Genomic DNA, 19,853 nt, shown 5'->3' with positions numbered 1-19,853 from the left:
TACATTCTAACACTTCGAGTGTTACATTTACCATGAAGCGGAATTTCAGACACGTAGAAATCCGTAGCACCTAAGGGATTGCTTTGGTGCGGATGGAGGGACTCGAACCCCCACGGTCTCCCGCCAGAACCTAAATCTGGTGCGTCTACCAATTTCGCCACATCCGCTCAAACTTACAAGCTAATAACCTTATACAAGCGGCGTTTCTATACCATTAATTACAGAAAAAAAGCAAACAAATATATTAAAAAAAACAAAATCTATGCTTTTCATACATAACTGCTTACGCTAAAAGTCAATTATGTTAAAGACATTTGATATCCCAATTCATATCATCGGTGGCGGTCTTGCGGGGTGTGAAGCGAGCTGGCAAATCGCTCAATCAGGAATTCCTGTTGTTTTGCATGAAATGCGACCCGAAAAAAAATCAGATGCCCATAAAACCGATAAATTGGCAGAACTGGTTTGTTCAAATTCGTTTCGTTGCGATGATTCATTAACAAATGCCGTAGGGCTTTTACATGCTGAAATGCGATTAGCAAAATCGTTAATTATGAAAGCTGCTGATGCCAACAAAGTTCCCGCAGGGAGTGCTCTTGCTGTTGACCGTGATGGATTTTCAAAAACCATTACGACAGCACTCGAAAACCACCCCCTTATAACAATCAAACGTGAAGAAGTTCAAGAAATTCCTAAAGCTTGGAAACATGTTGTCATTGCAACGGGCCCCCTTACATCGCCTGCACTTGCTCAAAAATTACAAGCAATAACCGGTATAAAAGCTCTTTCTTTTTTTGATGCGATTGCACCTATTATCCATACCGACAGTATTGATATCAACATTTGTTGGTATCAATCTCGCTATGATAAAATTGGTCCTGAGGGAACAGGAAAAGATTATCTTAATTGTCCTCTCAACAAAGAACAATATGAAACATTCGTTGAAGCGTTAAAAAATGCTGAAAAAACAGAGTTTCGTGACTTTGAAAAAACGCCCTATTTTGATGGATGCCTCCCCATTGAAATTATGGCTGAGCGCGGACTTGAAACGTTAAGACATGGTCCTATGAAACCTATGGGCTTAACTAATGCCCATAACCCTACAGTTAAACCCTATGCTGTCGTTCAATTACGCCAAGATAATAAACTTGGAACGCTTTATAATATGGTCGGCTTTCAAACAAAACTGAAATATGGTGAACAAATTCGTATTTTTAGAATGATTCCCGGTCTTGAAAAAGCAGAGTTTGCGCGTCTTGGTGGTCTTCACCGCAATACCTACCTCAACTCGCCAATTATTCTTGATCAAACCCTTCGTTTAAAACAAAAAAGACAACTACGCTTTGCAGGGCAAATTACCGGATGTGAAGGTTATGTAGAATCAGCGGCAATAGGGCTTCTTGCTGGACGTTTTGCTGCTGCCGAATATCATCATATTTCCCCTTGCCTCCCCCCACAAACTACAGCATTCGGAGCCCTTTTGAATCATATTACGGGGGGACACATCATAGATGAAAAAGCAGAAACACAGTCTTTTCAGCCAATGAATATCAATTTCGGACTTTTTCCCCCTATTGCTTCTATTAAACATTCAGGGAAACGCTTACCAAGTAAAGAAAAAAAATTAGTAAAAAAACAAGCCATAACAGCGAGAGCTCTCAATGATTGTACTCAGTGGTTAGCAGATAAAGAATCAAAGAGCTCCTGTTTATAAAAAACATACGATTCGCCTCTCACCTACTGAATAGATCTTTATGACTCTCGTGAAAAAATCATTCTAAAGCCTTTTAAAGACTGTCTCCTCCAATCAATAAATACTACCTACATTTCATCATTTATTCAATTATGTAGGTGCTGTGAAATAACTTTTGGCTATAAAAAACCTTTACCGCTATCAAAAATTTAATATGATTTAATGACTAAAAAAATAATCATATAAATATATTATGAATAATCAAAAAAATAGATGAAAAATACACACGTAATACTGTACTATCTTTATTAATAGTTTTTATATTACGTAATGTATATTATTTTATAAGAGTAATTTTTCTGTTTTGTAACTTCCTCCCTCAAAATTTGTGATGTTCTCTCATTTTAACTCTTGTATGATGAAGGAAAAATACTCGCTTGCATATCACAAGTGAAATAAAGATATGGAAAAAATATTTGTAGGATAGAGCTGAAGCTATCTCTCCCCTCTCAAATGCCAAGAAAAATCACAATATTGAAAACCAAATCTGAATATCAAAAGATTCTTTCATTTCAGGCTCTCTAATAAATCAATAAAATTATCCTCTTGGTGTGTCACAAGCAAGGTTGGCGTATAAGAGTAAAAGAATAAAACTATCCCTTATGCACTCGTCTCAGATATCTGGGGCTAGTCGCAACATTATAGGAACTGAGAAAATAGATAGCACGGTGGCACCAACATGCACTTTTATTAAGCGTAAATGGTGATATATAATAACTTTTATGGACTTTACAGAGTTTTCCGCCTCATATTATTTACGGATCTTGTTTTGAAATAAATACCGTAACACTTCAGCGTAATAAAAGTTAATATTACATTTTATAAGCCATACCAGTGCTCAATTAATACGGTGCAATATTTTTTGAAAATACTAAAAACAATATATTTTAAGCAATACATGAAAATAAAAAGTATCGCAAAGATCTCAAAGTTTTATATGAAAAATGCGCATAACACATGTGTTAAAAAAACCCGCTTATAAATAAATCGGGTTTTTTTAATGTAGCTCTAAATTATTTTTTATTAACTGCTTCTTTAAGGCTTTTTCCTGCAGAAAATTTGGGTACAGAACGTGCTGGAATATCGATTTCAGCACCAGTTGAAGGATTACGCCCCTTTGTTGCAGCACGATGAGAAACTTCAAAAGTGCCAAAACCTGGAAGACGAACATCTCCCCCTGAAGCTAAAGCTTCTGTTACAGAAGCCATAAAAGCATCAACAACAGCACCAGCTTGCGCTTTCGAAACACCTGCCTTTTCAGCAACGGAGCTAACCAATTCACTTTTATTCATAAAATATTTCCTTTCCCTATATTACCTGAACATGACTTAATCATGTTATTGGTCAGTTTATTGAAAAGTACAGCAAACAGAAGTCTTATTTTTATCCAAAACATTGTTTTTTTAGCAATAATCACAGTTATTCACGGAATTTTTCACTTTTTCCAACAAAAAACAAAATAATAACCTCAACAACGCCTTCTGCCACCTAAAAAATGCCGTTATAAATGAGATAAGTGAATCAGTGCGCAATCTGTATTCCGTCACTATCACTGCTCTCTGACCGGATTGGGACAGCCACTGTAGAGGGTTCTTTCCATTCAATAGTATCTGGAAAACGAACCAAAGCGTGTTTCAAAACTTCACTCACATGATTTACCGGAATAATTTCCATATTATTTTTGACATCATCAGGAATATCAACCAAATCTTTTGCATTTTCTTCAGGAATAAGTACTTTTTTTATCCCTCCTCGAAGAGCTGCTAAGAGTTTTTCTTTTAATCCACCAATGGGTAAAACGCGTCCACGTAAAGTAATTTCACCAGTCATTGCAATATCTTTATGCACAGCTACTCCTGTAAGGACCGACACAATTGCTGTCACCATTGCAATCCCAGCAGAGGGACCATCTTTTGGTGTCGCCCCCTCTGGAACATGAACATGGATATCGCGTTTTTCAAAAAGTGGAGGCTCAATACCAAAATCAACAGCACGAGAACGCACATAAGATGCGGCCGCTGAAATGGACTCTTTCATAATATCACGTAAATTTCCAGTTACAGTCATCTTACCTTTGCCGGGCATCATAACTCCTTCAATGGTCAATAACTCTCCGCCGACTTCTGTCCACGCAAGGCCTGTCACAACACCAATTTGATTTTCGCCTTCAATCTGATTGTAATGATAACGTTTAACACCCAAGAAATCATGAATATTACTTTCTGTAACTTTTACAGATTTTTGATGCGTTTTGAGAATTTTTGTAACGGATTTGCGGGAAATTTTCATGAGTTCACGCTCAAGGTTACGAACGCCTGCCTCACGTGTGTAAAACTGAATAATTGACCTTAGTGCTCCATCAGAAATACTGAGTTCTTTTTTAGACAAACAGTGATCTTTTAGTGCCTTTGGAAAAAGATGCTGTTTAACAATTTCCATTTTCTCACATTCAGTATAACCAGCAATACGAATAATTTCCATACGATCCATTAACGGACCTGGAATATTAAGCGTATTGGCAGTTGTGATAAACATGACATCAGAAAGATCATATTCAACTTCCAAATAGTGATCAATGAACGTACCATTTTGTTCAGGATCAAGAACTTCTAATAAAGCAGATGAAGGATCGCCACGAAAATCTTGTCCCATTTTATCAATTTCATCAAGCAAGAAAAGCGGATTAGATTTTTTTGCTTTTTTCATAGACTGGATAATTTTTCCAGGCATCGAGCCAATATATGTTCGGCGATGTCCACGAATTTCTGCTTCATCCCGGACACCTCCCAATGAGATACGAACATACTCACGCCCCGTTGCCTTTGCAATAGAGCGCGCTAATGATGTTTTCCCAACACCTGGAGGACCTAACAAACAAATAATGGGGCCTTTTATCTTTGACGCGCGACTTTGTACGGCCAAATATTCAATAATTCGCTCCTTAACTTTTTCAAGACCAAAATGTTCATTATTCATGACCTTTTCAGCAAAATCTAAATTGTTTTTAATCTTAGATTTTTTACCCCAAGGCATTGCTAATAACCAATCAAGATAGTTACGTACAACTGTCGCTTCTGCAGACATAGGAGACATATTCCGTAATTTTCTCAATTCTGCTCCAGCTTTTTCCTGCGCTTCCTTGGATAGTTTTGTATTCTTGATACGTTCTTCTAATTCAGAGAGTTCATCTCGGCTATCATCACCTGCTCCTAACTCTTTTTGAATAGCCTTCATCTGCTCATTGAGATAATATTCTCGTTGGTTTTTTTCCATTTGCCGTTTAACATGCGAACGAATACGTTTTTCAACCTGCAAAACAGAAATTTCTCCTTCCATGAAGGACAAAACACGTTCAAGACGGGCCCGCACAGGTAAGAGCTCTAATATTTCTTGCTTTTCTGCAAGTTTAATCATCAAATGAGAAGCAATCGTATCGGCAAGCTTAGAAGGATTATCAAGCTGGCCAATCGCATTCACAACTTCAGGAGAGATTTTTTTATTAAGCTTTACATAGTTTTCAAAATAAGCAATCACTGACCTTGAAAGAGCTTCAATCTCAACATCACTCTCTCTAGGTTCTTCTGTAACAGTTGCAAAAGCCTGATGATAACCTTCACTTAAAGCAAATTGACTAATTTTTGCACGTGCAGTTCCTTCAACCAAAACCTTTACAGTACCATCAGGAAGCTTTAAAAGTTGAAGAATATTAGCAAATGTACCAATATGATAAATATCCTCTGATTTTGGATCGTCATCAGAAGCATTTTTTTGTGTCACCAATAGTATTTGCTTATCAACCGCCATCGTTTCTTCAAGAGCACGAATTGATTTTTCGCGGCCCACAAAAAGTGGAACAATCATATGGGGGAAGACAACAATATCACGAAGAGGTAAAACAGCATAAACCCCATCTCTTACTTCATCTGTCTTTTCATCAATATATTGCATAACTCTCCTTTCTGGAGCCTATGAGCTATCTACAACAACCAGCCCACCTTTAGAAAACCTCAGCTCTTCACTGTACATGAAGTGGTAATTACTCATACATAAATCAAGCATTATAATGATATTATTAGAAACACCCATCAAATACCATTCATTACCACCTTTTATATTGTGCATCGCACAATGTCATGCTGATACATTTTCTTTATCTTCTGCACGTTCTGAGTAAATATAAAGAGGACGCGCTTTCCCATCAACGACATCACTCGAAATAACCACTTTTTGAACGCCTTCAAGAGCCGGTAGCTCAAACATCGTCTCAAGAAGGATCTTCTCCATAATTGAACGTAAACCACGAGCACCAGTTTTACGTTCAATTGCTTTCTTTGCAATAACACGTAAAGCATCTTCATGAAATGCTAACTCGACATTCTCCATTTCAAAAAGACGCTGATATTGCTTTACTAATGCATTTTTAGGTTGTGATAAAATTTGCATGAGGGCGTTAACATCTAAATCCTCTAAGGTAGCGACTATAGGAAGGCGTCCAATAAATTCTGGTATTAAACCAAATTTTATAAGATCTTCAGGCTCTAAATCACGAAAAATTTCACCGACACAACGCTCATCAGGAGCCTTAACGGTCGCAGAAAAACCAATAGAAGTTTTTTCACCACGCCCTGAAATAATCCGTTCTAAACCTGCAAAAGCTCCCCCACAAATGAATAAGATGTTTGTGGTGTCAACCTGAAGAAACTCTTGTTGCGGATGCTTACGTCCACCTTGAGGAGGAACAGAAGCAATCGTTCCTTCCATAATTTTTAATAACGCTTGCTGAACTCCTTCCCCCGAAACATCTCTTGTAATAGAAGGATTATCTGCTTTACGAGAAATCTTATCAACCTCATCGATATAAACAATACCACGCTGTGCACGTTCAACATTATAATCTGCTGCTTGAAGGAGCTTAAGAATAATATTTTCAACATCTTCCCCCACATAACCTGCTTCAGTCAAAGTGGTCGCATCCGCCATCGTAAAAGGTACATCAATAATACGTGCTAATGTTTGTGCGAGATAAGTTTTACCGCAGCCCGTTGGACCAACAAGAAGAATATTTGATTTTGCCAACTCAATATCATTGCTTTTAGACTGATGCGCCAACCGTTTATAATGATTATGCACAGCAACAGAAAGAACACGCTTCGCATGCTGCTGACCAATAACATAATCATCAAGAACTGTTATAATTTCCTGTGGCGTGGGAACACCATCACGCACCTTAACCCCAGAAGACTTATTTTCTTCCCGAATAATATCCATGCAAAGCTCTACACATTCATCACAGATAAATACAGTAGGCCCCGCAATGAGCTTACGCACCTCATGCTGACTCTTGCCGCAGAACGAGCAATAGAGAGTATTTTTTGATTCGTTCCCGCTATTGCTAATTTTGCTCATTTTTCTTTCCTTTCACCACGATATATGAATACTTTGCCTTTTCAAAGGAAGCTTTTCATCATGAAAACTAAAAGACATATAGAAAACCATGCATGTCTCAATATTTTTAGGTGTTTCTCTTATTTTGCGATATTTTTTATAAAACTCTTTGATTTAAAGTAGCTGTTTTTTCTATAAAAATTCTTAATCTTTTTCTTCTTTTTCAGTTTCTGCACGATATTGTATAACATCATCAACTAAGCCAAACGCTTTGGCTTCTTCTGCTGTCATAAAATGATCGCGATCGAGAGTTTTCTCTATAACCTCATAATCTTGACCCGTATGTTGGACATAAATTTCATTTAAACGCCGTTTCATCTTTATAATATCTTGCGCATGTCGCTCAATATCTGAAGCTTGACCTTGAAAACCTCCAGATGGTTGATGCACCATAATACGTGCGTTTGGCAATGTAAAACGATGACCTTTTGCTCCAGCTGTTAACAATAAAGACCCCATAGATGCCGCTTGCCCCATGCAAAGCGTAGAAACAGGAGGGCGAATAAACTGCATAGTATCATAAATAGCCATACCAGATGTTACGACACCACCTGGAGAATTAATATAAAGACTAATTTCTTTTTTAGGATTTTCCGCTTCTAAGAAAAGCAATTGTGCACAAACAAGCATTGCCATACCATCTTCAACAGGACCATTAATAAAAATAATCCGCTCCTTTAAAAGACGGGAAAAAATATCATAGGCCCGCTCACCACGATTGGTTTGTTCAATAACCATAGGAACAAGGCTTAATGCTGTTTTCATTGGATCACTCATATTTTTACTTTCCGTTCATATAACAACCGCTCTTTACACATTCAATGTTTTTATCCATATGCTAACATTACTCTCTTGTGCAAGCTACAATCAAGAGATGTATAAGATAGATTAAAATCTCAATAGTTAAAATAGCAATAATAACTCTACCTAAACAAATGATGAACATCAGGAATGCGAGATACCGCCCAATGGTAAAAACTTCCTTCCTGAGGTCTTTTCGTGGTCTTTGTCTTTCTGTGAATATGAAAGCCTATCAAGCGTGAATCTGTAAGCGGCTTTACGCCAAAAGCTGGTTCAAAAATACGTTCAGTTTTTCGCCCAGTCCAATAATAAAAAGTTTCCTTTTCCCTTGCTTCATGAAAAAAACCATATCGTTTTGCTAATCGTGAAATACCATCATTGCCAAATATTGTAACGCCAAGATTTCCCGGTAAAATCGGCATTTTTTTCCTCTTTAACCAGAACGGTCTCCAAACACGACGCTTAAACCCAAGCCAATGAGGAATAATTTCTGTGCCTGCCCAATAATCTTCAAATATTTTTATAACAGGGTTATTGGGCGGAAAATAAAGTGCAGAAACTCCTACTCTTGTATTATTTTCTCTTGCCAACCAAACCTTATCGGCATCTGGATGAAATTGTTTAACAAGGTAAACATCTGTATCTAACCAAACACCTTGTTGATATTTCATCAGCATAACACGAAAAAAATCCGAGAACTGAACAATTGTACACCCTAGTTTATCATCAGAAAAATCGGGATCAAGGCGATAAATTGCTGAGCGTGGTAAAATTGATTCGGCTTCATGCAGCTCAACACCAGCAGGGAGATTATCTATTTTTTTATCATAACTAAAAAGCTTAACGCGCTGTCCAGTTTTAACCATTGAAGACAAACAAAGCCTATCCACCAATCTTAATTGTCCACTATACCAAAAAGTACAAATATCCATAGATAATACATCAAAAATATTCTAAACTTACGCGAAAGAGTTGTTCAACATCACGAACTCTATCAGCAAGAGCAAAAATCACTATTCTATCACCAGACAAAATACGCGTATCTGCCGAAAGCTGTATTATTGTCTTATTGCGATAAATTGCACCAATTCTCAAACCATCTGATAAATTGAGCTCTGATAATGACTTACCAACTAATGAAGATGTTTGCATCACTTCAGCTTCAATAATTTCTGCTCGACCATTAAAAACTGAATGAACAGAACGAATACGCCCACGGCGCATTTGTTGCAAAATTCTCGATATTGTAACGCTATGGGGATTAAGATATGCATCCACACCAACAGCACGACTAAATTCTTGATAGGCAACATTATTAATCAATACCATATTGGCTTTGCAGCCCAATCTTTTAGCAATAATAGCGCTTAAGAGATTAACCTGATCTTGATTGGTCAATGTAATCATTAAATCGGACTGATCAATTCCCGCATCTTGAAGAATCACTGGATCTAACACGTTACCGTATAAGACTGTCGTTTTTTCAAGCTGATCAGCAATTGTAAGAGCTCTTTCTCTATGCGATTCTATAATCTTCAATTTTAATTTATGGAAACGCTTTTCAATCGCCTGTGCAACATAAAGGCCAATGTGACCACCCCCTGCAATAATCATGCGGTGTGCATCTTGTTCTTTATGACCAAAAAGCCCAACAGCACGACGCATCTGTTCACGAGAAACAACAAGATAGGTTATATCACCAACGCGTAATTGCGTTTCTGAATGTGCAACCAATAATTCCGCGCCACGTTTAATAGCGGTAACCGTCGTATGAAGATCTGGAAAAAGCTCTGTTAATTGACGCAAAGGTGTATTAATAACTGGACAATCTTCCATACATTCCAAGGCTAGCGCAACAATATCATCATTACAAAAATAAAGAACATCTATTGCACCAGGTAAAGCAATACGGCGCAAAACCATTTCCCCAACTTCAACTTCTGGCGAAATAACCACATCAATGGGAATATTCTCTCTGGAAAAAAGCGTCTTATAACGTGGCTCTAAATAAGATTGTGAGCGAATACGAGCAATTTTTGTGGGCACATTAAATAATGAATGTGCTACTTGGCAAGCTACCATATTGACTTCATCAAACAAAGTAACAGCAATCAACATATCAGCTTTGTCTGCATCCGCTGCCAAAAGAACTTCAGGCCGTGAACCGTGACCAACAAAACCTCTCACATCCAATGTATCGCGAATCTTTTCAATTAATCTCGTTTCGATATCAATAACAGTAACATCATGATTTTCAGCAGCAAGACGCTCTGCTATCCCATAACCAACCTGTCCTGCTCCACAAATAATAACACGCATCGCTTAAGAAACTCCAAGCGCTTTAAGTTTACGGTGCAAAGCTGAACGCTCCATGCCTATAAATTCAGCAGTACGTGATATATTTCCACCCAAACGCCCAATCTGCGCCACTAAATATCTCTTTTCAAACAATTCTCGAGCTTCACGTAACGGCAAATCCATTATACTTTCATCTGAATCCATTTGAAGGCGTGGCAAAGAATCACTTACTTCACTGGGAAGAAAGTCCGCTGTTATAGGACCATCACCATCCCGCACAAGAATAAGAAGACGCTCAATATTATTACGTAATTGCCGCACATTACCCGGCCAAGCGTGCGTTTGCAAAATAGCAATCACATCATCACTGATTGCACGCGGTTTAATCCCAACCTGCTGTGATATTGTTTTTACAAAATGATGTACAAGTTCTGGAATATCTTCACGACGCGCTGAAAGGGGCGGAACAACAATAGGAACAACGGAAAGACGGTGAAAAAGATCCTCCCTAAAGCGCCCATCAGAAATGAGGTTTTCAAGATTTTGCGCTGTCGAAGAAATGATACGGACATCCACCTTAACACGTTTTGTGCCGCCAATTCTCTCAAATGTTTGCCCCGTTAAAACCCGAAGAATCTTCCCTTGAGTCTCACGTGGCATGTCAGCAATTTCATCAAGATATAATATACCGCCATGAGCTTCCTCTAAGGCACCGATTTTACGCTCTCTTCCCTCCATTTCGCTGCCAAACAGCTCTATTTCCATTCTTTCCGGAGTAATCGTTGCAGCATTTATTGTAACAAATGGCCCATTCGAACGCGTTGAGAGCGCATGAATAGTTCGTGCAACAGTCTCTTTTCCTGCCCCTGAAGGACCTGTTATCATGATGCGACTATTGGTTGGTGCTACTTTTTCTATGATTTGACGCAAATTTTTTATAACTGTCGATTTTCCGAGCAACTCTAATGTCTCGTTCGAACGCTTTCGTAATTCTAAAAGCTCACGTTTTAAATTTGAATTTTCAAGTGTTCTCTCTGCAACCAATACAAGTCTATCAGCTTTAAAAGGTTTTTCAATGAAATCATATGCCCCTCGCTTTATAGCGGAAACAGCCGTCTCAATATTACCATGACCAGAGATCATAACGACCGGAAGAGCCGGATATTGTGTTTTAATTTCATCAAGCAGTGCTAAACCATCGAGACGACTACCCTGTAGCCAAATATCCAAAAAAATGAGCTTTGGAATACGCTCACTAATTTGAGCCAATGCTTCATCAGAGTTACAAGCAACGCGCGTTTCATAACCTTCATCCTCTAAAATACCAGCAACAAGCTCACGAATATCTGCTTCATCATCAACAATCAAGATATCTGATACCATACTATTCCCCTATCTTATGATTTATGGCTTGTATAATATTACCCTGCTTACCCCCATCCGCAGGAAATATCAAACGGATCATCGCACCACGACCTTCATAAAAACTCTCCGGTGCATCATGAAGCTCCATGAAACCACCGTGATCTTCAATAACTTTGCGCACAATGGCTAACCCCAGTCCTGTTCCTTTTTCCCGCGTTGTTATATAGGGTTCTAATAACTTTTGTCTTTGCTCTTTAGGAAGTCCTTTCCCGTTATCAACAACATCCACAACCACCCATTCTTTCTGTCGATAAGAACGGACAAGAATATGACCGTGAATATTTTCCTCTCGCATAACTGAATCTATGGATTCGCTCGCGTTTTTGATAACATTGCAGAAAGCCTGTACAATGAGACGGTTATCAAATGCACCCATAAGTGGTAGAGTTCCTAAATCTTGCTCAAAATGAATATCATGTCGCGTCACCTCTATCAAGAAACATGCTTCGCGCAACAATTCTCGTATATCTAAAATATGCATTTTGGGTTTGGGCATACGTGCAAAAGAGGAAAACTCATCAACCATACGCCCAATATCTCCAACCTGCCGAATAATCGTGTCAATACACCGCTCAAAAACCTCTCTATCTTGTGTAATAGCTTTGTTATAACGTTTACGAATGCGTTCAGCGGATAACTGAATAGGTGTAAGAGGATTTTTAATTTCGTGCGCAATACGCCGCGCAATATCCGCCCACGCCGCTGTACGTTGCGCTGCAACAAGGTCAGTAATATCATCAATTGTTAGAACCCAAGATTGCCCCTGTCCATCATCCTCCTCCATCGTAACTTGAACATTACAGACACGCTCTTTTCCTGCAACGTTTAAAGTGACCTGTTCACGATGGTTTTTACGATCTAATGAACGCACAAACTGAAAAACCTGCCAAATTTCAGCGCTTAAAGATAAAAGACTTTGTCCAACAACGTGCTCAGAGCGAATATCAAACATCGCTTCAATAGACCGATTGATAATGGTGATATCACCATTATCATCTATACCTGCTACTCCCGCTGTTACACCCGATAACACAGCTTCAGAAAAACGCCGTCTTTCATCAATTTGATCACGCACTGCAATCAACTCATTACGCCGACTTTTCAATTCACTGACCATGTAATTAAAAGTTTTGGATAATTGCCCAATATCTCCATCTTTTGCTCGTACTGGCACGAAAATTTCCATATTTCCAGAAGCAACATCATCGGCAGCACTAATGAGAAGACGAATAGGACGCACTAAACGATCAGCAACAGCAATAGCAGCCCAAATAGCTGATAAGAATAAACTAAAAAAAAGACACAAATAAAGCATACCAAATGCAATCTGTGTCAGCAGGCGATTTTCATTTAAATCACGATAGCGATCTGTATTAACTTCTGTCAAACGCAAAGCAGATAAAACACCTTTATCAACGTCACGCACCAAATATAAAAATGTGTTTGGAATGTTGGTAAATTTTAAAATAATACCAAAATAATCATGAACGCCTGGTTGAAAAGAAAAAGGTCTCGCACTGGTTGCACGTTCAATAAGATGAGAAGGAGGAATTGGCAGTTTATCTTCATCACCAAGAGCACTCGATACAAAAATAGCTCCGCTAGAACTTAACAAAAATGCACCACGCAAATTGCGTCCTATAGCATGACGCGTCAATTGCATCCTATATTCAGCTGGATTACGTTCTAAGAGTTTTTTGTTATCAAGTGCAAATGCCATCGCGTAGGATAAATTTTTTAAATTTTGAAGCATTTCATCTGCATAAGCATTTGCTAAATCAATAGAAGAGCCCACAATTTGCCGCGTTGTTGTATCAAACCATCGATCAAGTCCCAAATTTAGTGCTGGACCCGATACAAGAGCTACAGCAACAGCTGGCATTGTCGCAACAAGTGCAAACAATGAAATAAGACGCACATGAAGACGCGATCCTGCACGCCTTGAACGCCAAGCACGAATGATCGGAATCATCTCATAAAAAACGATGACAATAAGCCCTAAAACCCAAAAACTATTAATCCCTATAAGAATAAGGGTTACTGTTCTACTGGGAACAACAGGAGTTAATCCAATAAGAATAATAAACGAAACAGAGGCCGTAAGTAAAGCCAATACAATAATTGTAATCCCTAAAAAAATATATACCTTACTTAAACGATACAACTCATCGTTATAAGTATTTTTATCTATGTCTTGAAGATTCGTCACAGATGTTATATTCGTCATGAGCTTACATACCCTTATCCCATTATTCTCATATAACCTTTTGTAGCAAAAATTGACAATACTAATACTACATTTAAAATAGGGCAAATATAGTCAATGAGGAAAAGCTTCTATATTTTGCAAAATATCTTTAAAATAGACTGTGTTCGACGATACTTTACGAAGGAAATGAGATGCGATTAACAAAACAAACAAATTATGCTCTTCGAATGCTCATGTATTGTGCAGATAATCAGGGAACTCTCAGTCGTGTTCCAGAAATTGCTAAAGCATATGCCGTTTCAGAACTTTTTTTATTTAAAATCCTTCAGCTGCTTGTTCAAGCAGGTTTTATACAAACAGTGCGTGGACGCAATGGTGGAGTTAGATTGGCTAAACCCGCAGCAGAGATTTCAGTCGCTGATGTTGTGAAAGTAACAGAAGACAACTTTTCCCTAGCAGAATGTTTCGATACTGCAGAACCAACTTGCCCCTTGTTTGATTTTTGTGGTTTAAATACCGCACTTCAAAAAGCATTAAATGCTTTTTTTGAGGTGTTGTCCATGATATCCCTTGCTGATCTACAACAACCATCCTTTCAAAATCATTTTAAAATTAATGACAAAAAAGAAAACTAAGATTATAATACAAGGAGATTAAGTATTTCTATTGCAGCAATAATATTAGCCGCTGGACGGGGTGAAAGAGCAGGATCTCCCTATAAAATTCCAAAACAATATCGGCTTCTAGGACAAAAGCCGATTATTTATCATACCGTGCATTGTTTTTTGCAGCATCCAGCTATCACAACAATTATCCTTGTTATTCATCCAGAAGATCGTCAAATCTGTGAACAAGCTATTGGCGATTTTAAAGAGCGCCTTATTATCGTTGAAGGAGGCAATACACGTCAAATCTCTACCTTACATGGACTTCAGGCACTTAAAAAATTTTCCCCCCAATATGTGCATATTCATGATGGTGCACGCCCTTTTATTGAAAACAAGCTTTTTAATAACATTCACAACACTATCACGCCTCAAGAAGGTGTTCTTCCTGTTCTGCCCATCTCTGATACCCTTAAACGTATAAATAATCAGCATGTTTTAGAAACAATTCCCCGTACCCATCTTTATAGTGCACAAACTCCACAGTGTTTTCCCTTTGAACATATCTTAGCGGCCCATAAACAAGCAAAACAAGCTTGCAAACAAGAATTCACTGACGATTCTGCAATTGCCGAATGGTTTGGAATTCCTATGCGTACCGTTCCTGGGGATCCTAACAACATAAAAATTACATGGCATGAAGATTTTAATACTGCACATTTATATCTCCAAAAGAAAATGCAAATGTTTCCTGATATCCGTACTGGCAATGGTTATGATGTTCACTCTTTTGAAGATGGTGATTTTCTTATATTATGTGGTATAAAAATCCCTTTTCATAAAAAATTAAATGGACACTCCGATGCGGATGTTGCTCTTCATGCATTAACAGATGCCCTTCTTGCAACTCAAGGTGCTGGAGATATCGGTACACATTTTCCTCCCTCTGATCCTCAATGGAAAAATGTATCATCAGAAATTTTTCTCCGTCATGCTCTCGATATTATAAAACAAGCAGATGGTCGTATCGCCAATGTTGATATCACAATTATCGCTGAAAATCCTAAAATTGGTCCCTATCGTCATGCTATGACAGAAAATCTTATGACAATACTTGCAATGACACCTGATCGAATCTCTATCAAAGCAACAACAAATGAAAAGCTTGGATTTATTGGTCGTGGTGAGGGAATTGCTGCTCTTGCAACAGCGAGCGTTCTTTATTCAGGAGAAATTCCCCAATGACATATCTTTGTGAAAAACAAGCACATGAAGTCCTTAATACCTTTCGCCAAAAAGGTTTACTGTTAACAACTGTAGAGTCTTGTACAGGGGGACTCATTGCTGCAAGCCTCACAAATATTGCAGGATCGTCAGATGTTCTCGACTGTGGATTTGTTGTTTATTCAAATGAATCCAAAACACGCCTTGTTGGCGTTTGTGCTGAACTTATAAGAACCTATGGTGCCGTTTCAAAAGAAGTTGCTCTTGCAATGGCGGAGGGTGGATTAAAACATTCACAAGCTGACATTGCAGTTTCTGTAACAGGGATTGCTGGTCCAGGAGGTGCAAGTCTTGATAAACCTGTAGGACTTGTGCATTGCGCAGTAGCTTATAAAAATCACCCCCCCCTGCACAAAGAAATGCACTTTGCTCATCTTAATCGCAATGCTATCCGCCATGCAACTGTTGAAAATGTTTTTAAAATGATTCTGGAATTACTTCACTGAATTCCCCATACTAATTTCAAAATTCTCTATTCCACATTGAGTCTATAGTCGCCCACACCTTGAAAATGAAAGACCTGAATAGCGTAAAGTTATCTCACTTCAGCCCTGTGTAGGTTGAATTAATCAAATTTATTCACTTGCACGCCACAAGAGAAAAAAACTGTAGTAAATAAAATGATTAAAGAAAGGGACACTTGTACCTCTCTCTCAAGTGCTAAGAGCTGGCGCAACATCTTGAGAGATGGCAAATAAATGGTGCAGGCTGACTTGTTCATAAACGTACAGATGTGGAGTTTATATGCTTTTACGAAGGATCTATACTATTTATTATGAGCACTATTATGAAATGGGTATGACGCAAGCATGTTCTATTTGGGCGTTCTGTTTAACGGATATGTATCCATTAAAAAAGAGAGAAACAAAAGAGTGAAGCTGTACATCATCTTCATCATTTAAAATGATGTTCCTTCAATATGCTTTTGAAAGCTGAATTAAAAACAAATAGTAAAGATGGAAACCGGTTTTCACCTTCACGCTGTTATAAGCAATACGTATTGTTAAAAAATAACAGAATAGACTATGTTACCGTAGAGCCATAAATCTGATGCGCACGCTTCTCAAAAGCCTCGGTAAATTTACGAAACGCAATATCAAACATTGAGCCCATCACTAATCCAAGCGTTTTACTTTTAAATTCATAATCAATAAAAAACTCTACATTACATGCATTGGTATTTTCAATATCATGAAAGGCCCAACGATTTTCAAGATATTTGAATGGACCATCAATATATTTAACTTCTATAAGACTTTTTTCCGGCTGAAGAAATACTTGAGTCGTAAAAGTTTCACGAATAATCTTATAGCCAACGGTCATATCCGCAAGAAGCAATATTTTTTTTCCATATTCTTTTCGAGAACGTATTATTAAAGACTCACACATTGGTAAAAATTCAGGATAACGCTCAATATCTGAAACCAGATCAAACATTTCACTGGCACTATGGGTGATCTGCCGATGTATTGTAAAAATCGGCATAATTATCTCTGTAAGGAAAATTTTTCATCACGCGCTTTTTGCAAAATGGCAAAATCATCTCCAGCGTGATGAGATGAACGCGTCAGAGGATTGGAAGCCATATGTAAAAATCCTTTTACTTTACCAATCTTGGCAAAAGACTCAAATTCTTCAGGAGGCACAAAACGAATAACTGGATGATGTTTTCGTGTAGGCTGCAAATATTGTCCAATTGTCATAAAGTCAACATCAGCAGCGCGCAAATCATCCATCAATTGCAAAATCTCATTTCGCTCCTCCCCAAGGCCAACCATAATTCCCGATTTTGTAAAAATTGTTGGATCAAGTTCTTTAACGCGTTGTAATAAACGAATTGAATGAAAATAACGCGCCCCTGGACGGACCTTCAAATATTTAGAAGGAACTGTTTCTAAGTTATGATTAAAAACATCAGGCTTAGCAGCAACAACAACTTCTAAAGCGCCATCCTTATGACGAAAATCAGGTGTAAGAACTTCAATTGTTGTTTTAGGAGTTTTTTGACGAATCGCATAAATAACTTTTGCAAAATGCTCAGCACCACCATCAGCAAGATCATCACGATCAACAGATGTAATGACAACATGTTTTAATTCCATCCGTGCAACAGCATCGGCGACACGTTCTGGCTCATTATCATCAACGGCAAGTGGAATACCTGTTGCAACGTTACAAAAAGCACAAGCACGCGTACATATTTCACCTAAAATCATAAAGCTAGCATGCCTCTGGCTCCAACATTCGCCAATATTAGGGCAACCAGCTTCTTCGCATACAGTCACTAACTTATGCGTACGTACAATACCATGTGTTTCCTTATAAATTGGTGATGTTGGCGCTTTTACACGAATCCAATCTGGCTTTTTTTGAACGCTTGTATCAGGACGATGTGCCTTTTCAGGATGACGCAAACGTCTATTTGTAACTCTATCAACAACCGTAACCATTTAAGCCTTTGCCTTATAAATACGAAGTAACAATCAAAAATATAAAATTTTTCATACAATCCAGTCATCAAGCGTTTAAAACTTGACCATAAGCATCTAATACACTTTCTTTCATCATTTCCGATAAGGTCGGATGTGGAAAGACAGTATGCATTAATTCTTCTTCTGTTGTTTCAAGATTCATAGCAATAACAAAACCCTGTATCAATTCTGTTACCTCAGCCCCTACCATATGGGCCCCGAGAAGCTGTCCTGTTTTTTTATCAAAAATCGTTTTTACTAACCCCTGATCTTCACCCAAAGCAATCGCCTTACCATTCGCAGCAAAAGAATAACGACCAATACGTATATCATAACCTGCTTCTTTTGCAGCCGCTTCTGAAAGCCCTACAGAAGCAACCTGTGGTGTACAATATGTACACCCTGGAATTTTTCTTTTATCAAGCGGATGAGCACTCTTCAAACCTGCAAGATGCTCAATACATATCACTCCTTCTTCTTCTGCTTTATGGGCCAACATAGGAGGACCTGCTACATCACCAATAGCATAAATGCCTTCCACCCCCGTCCAACTCCATTCATCAGTTACAATGCACCCGCGATCGGTTTTTATTCCCAAAGATTCTAAACCAAGATTCTCAATATTACCTTGCACCCCTACAGCGGAAATTAACCGGTCAACAGTTATTGTCTCTATTTTACCTTGAACATCAATATGTACAGTCACAGAATCGGAAGACTTTTCAACCTTTGTTACTTTTGCTTGACGAAGAATGCGTAAACCTCTTTTCTCTAACTGTTTACGAGCAAACGTTGAAATTTCAATATCTTCAGCAGGCATGATATGAGGCATCATTTCAACAACAGTTACTGTCGCCCCCATATCACGATAAAAAGAGGCAAATTCAATGCCAATAGCCCCAGACCCTATAACCAAAAGCGATTTTGGCATTGCTGGCGGTATCATAGCTTCAAAATAAGTCCAAATGAGTTTTCCATCTGGTTCAATACCAGGAAGAACACGAGGACGTGCGCCCGTTGCAATAATGATATGCTTTGCTTGATAAGTTCCCTCCCCTAACGTTCCTTTAGGGACTGGATTTTGCGGTTGCATAATCGGTTTTGAGGATGAAGAAACCATAATTTCCGCAGGATGGCTTCCCTTTGCTTCTTTAGTAAGCTTTGCTTCACCCCAAATAATATCAATTTTGTTTTTTTTCATTAGAAAATCAACACCAGCATTTAAACGTGCTGAAACACCGCGTGAACGTGCCACAACATCTTTGATGTTTGCCTCAATTGAACCATTAATTTTTAGTCCATAATTTTTCGCATGTTCAGCAAAATGTTTCATTTCCGCTGAACGTAGAAGGGTCTTTGTGGGAATACATCCCCAATTTAAACAGATCCCTCCCAAATGTTCACGTTCAACAATCGCAGTCTTAAAGCCACATTGTGCTGCACGAATTGCGGTTACATATCCGCCTGGACCTGATCCAATCACAATTACATCATAAAGATTTGCCACAGTAATTCCTCCATGGATATATATAAAACGGATATGCACTTTTTGAACTTAAGTC

The 19,853-nt window shown here is 38.3% G+C and carries 15 protein-coding genes and 1 tRNA gene; 4 read left to right on the top strand and 12 right to left on the bottom strand.

All coding sequences use genetic code 11. The annotated features are described in order from the left end of the window. Window positions 1–84: 84 nt before the first annotated feature. Window positions 85–167 (bottom strand) — tRNA-Leu (locus tag ACFILL_RS02335). Window positions 168–301: 134 nt separating this feature from the next. On the opposite strand from ACFILL_RS02335, the gene trmFO reads away from it, so the two are divergent. Beyond that, window positions 302–1,714 carry a methylenetetrahydrofolate--tRNA-(uracil(54)-C(5))-methyltransferase (FADH(2)-oxidizing) TrmFO gene (gene trmFO, locus ACFILL_RS02330; protein ID WP_375643069.1) on the top strand — a complete coding sequence of 471 codons (1,413 nt, stop codon included), beginning with the start codon at window positions 302–304 and terminating at the stop codon, window positions 1,712–1,714. 1,052 nt (window positions 1,715–2,766) lie between these two features. Here trmFO and ACFILL_RS02325 read toward each other — a convergent pair. The 8 genes from ACFILL_RS02325 to ACFILL_RS02290 all read right to left on the bottom strand — a co-directional run bounded on the left by ACFILL_RS02325 (window position 2,767) and on the right by ACFILL_RS02290 (window position 13,949). Then, a complete protein-coding gene (locus ACFILL_RS02325; protein ID WP_273791158.1) occupies window positions 2,767–3,045 on the bottom strand; it encodes an HU family DNA-binding protein in 279 nt (92 codons plus the stop codon). Window positions 3,046–3,274: 229 nt separating this feature from the next. After that, window positions 3,275–5,701: an endopeptidase La gene (gene lon / locus ACFILL_RS02320; protein ID WP_375643071.1), complete on the bottom strand. Its 2,427-nt coding sequence runs from the start codon at window positions 5,699–5,701 to the stop codon at window positions 3,275–3,277. Between the two features lie 183 nt (window positions 5,702–5,884). Next, window positions 5,885–7,159, bottom strand: a complete 1,275-nt coding sequence (clpX, locus tag ACFILL_RS02315; RefSeq protein ID WP_273723371.1) for an ATP-dependent Clp protease ATP-binding subunit ClpX — start codon at window positions 7,157–7,159, stop codon at window positions 5,885–5,887. 183 nt (window positions 7,160–7,342) lie between these two features. Then, the gene (gene clpP / locus ACFILL_RS02310) at window positions 7,343–7,975 is read right to left on the bottom strand and encodes an ATP-dependent Clp endopeptidase proteolytic subunit ClpP (protein ID WP_273791156.1); all 633 of its coding nucleotides are present in this window, start codon (window positions 7,973–7,975) and stop codon (window positions 7,343–7,345) included. Window positions 7,976–8,121: 146 nt separating this feature from the next. Next, entirely contained in the window at window positions 8,122–8,931 is an 810-nt protein-coding gene (locus ACFILL_RS02305; protein ID WP_375643072.1) for a hypothetical protein, read from the bottom strand. A gap of 10 nt (window positions 8,932–8,941) precedes the next feature. Further along, window positions 8,942–10,318 (bottom strand): Trk system potassium transporter TrkA, encoded by a 1,377-nt coding sequence (trkA, locus tag ACFILL_RS02300; RefSeq protein WP_273791154.1) that lies wholly within the window; start codon window positions 10,316–10,318, stop codon window positions 8,942–8,944. 3 nt (window positions 10,319–10,321) lie between these two features. Beyond that, on the bottom strand, window positions 10,322–11,680 hold the full coding sequence (locus ACFILL_RS02295; RefSeq protein ID WP_273791153.1) for a sigma-54 dependent transcriptional regulator: 1,359 nt from the start codon (window positions 11,678–11,680) through the stop codon (window positions 10,322–10,324). A gap of 1 nt (window position 11,681) precedes the next feature. Next, on the bottom strand, window positions 11,682–13,949 hold the full coding sequence (locus ACFILL_RS02290; RefSeq protein ID WP_273791152.1) for a PAS domain-containing sensor histidine kinase: 2,268 nt from the start codon (window positions 13,947–13,949) through the stop codon (window positions 11,682–11,684). A gap of 173 nt (window positions 13,950–14,122) precedes the next feature. Between ACFILL_RS02290 and rirA the strand changes: the two genes are divergently transcribed. Genes rirA through ACFILL_RS02275 form a run of 3 tightly spaced genes read left to right on the top strand, consistent with a single transcriptional unit; the run spans window position 14,123 to window position 16,266 of the window. Then, complete coding sequence (gene rirA, locus ACFILL_RS02285; RefSeq protein WP_273791151.1) at window positions 14,123–14,566, top strand: iron-responsive transcriptional regulator RirA; 444 nt, start codon at window positions 14,123–14,125, stop codon at window positions 14,564–14,566. A 24-nt stretch (window positions 14,567–14,590) separates the two neighbouring features. After that, the gene (locus tag ACFILL_RS02280; protein ID WP_273791165.1) at window positions 14,591–15,781 is read left to right on the top strand and encodes a bifunctional 2-C-methyl-D-erythritol 4-phosphate cytidylyltransferase/2-C-methyl-D-erythritol 2,4-cyclodiphosphate synthase; all 1,191 of its coding nucleotides are present in this window, start codon (window positions 14,591–14,593) and stop codon (window positions 15,779–15,781) included. Then, the gene (locus ACFILL_RS02275) at window positions 15,778–16,266 is read left to right on the top strand and encodes a CinA family protein (protein ID WP_375631353.1); all 489 of its coding nucleotides are present in this window, start codon (window positions 15,778–15,780) and stop codon (window positions 16,264–16,266) included. The genes ACFILL_RS02280 and ACFILL_RS02275 overlap by 4 nt, the downstream gene beginning before the upstream one ends. A gap of 577 nt (window positions 16,267–16,843) precedes the next feature. On the opposite strand, the gene ACFILL_RS02270 is transcribed toward ACFILL_RS02275, so the two are convergent. From ACFILL_RS02270 to lpdA, 3 genes are all read right to left on the bottom strand, one after another. Next, window positions 16,844–17,305, bottom strand: a complete 462-nt coding sequence (locus ACFILL_RS02270; RefSeq protein WP_273791149.1) for a type II toxin-antitoxin system RatA family toxin — start codon at window positions 17,303–17,305, stop codon at window positions 16,844–16,846. A 2-nt stretch (window positions 17,306–17,307) separates the two neighbouring features. Further along, window positions 17,308–18,270 (bottom strand): lipoyl synthase, encoded by a 963-nt coding sequence (lipA, locus tag ACFILL_RS02265; RefSeq protein ID WP_375631354.1) that lies wholly within the window; start codon window positions 18,268–18,270, stop codon window positions 17,308–17,310. A gap of 67 nt (window positions 18,271–18,337) precedes the next feature. Beyond that, a complete protein-coding gene (gene lpdA / locus ACFILL_RS02260; RefSeq protein ID WP_375643074.1) occupies window positions 18,338–19,798 on the bottom strand; it encodes a dihydrolipoyl dehydrogenase in 1,461 nt (486 codons plus the stop codon). Between the last annotated feature and the right edge of the window lie 55 nt (window positions 19,799–19,853).

The organism is Bartonella sp. AP20NXHL (genome assembly GCF_042196165.1).
GTDB lineage: Bacteria > Pseudomonadota > Alphaproteobacteria > Rhizobiales > Rhizobiaceae > Bartonella.
The sequence above is the reverse complement of the archived record's forward strand: the minus strand, read 5'-3'. Positions and strand labels throughout refer to the sequence as shown.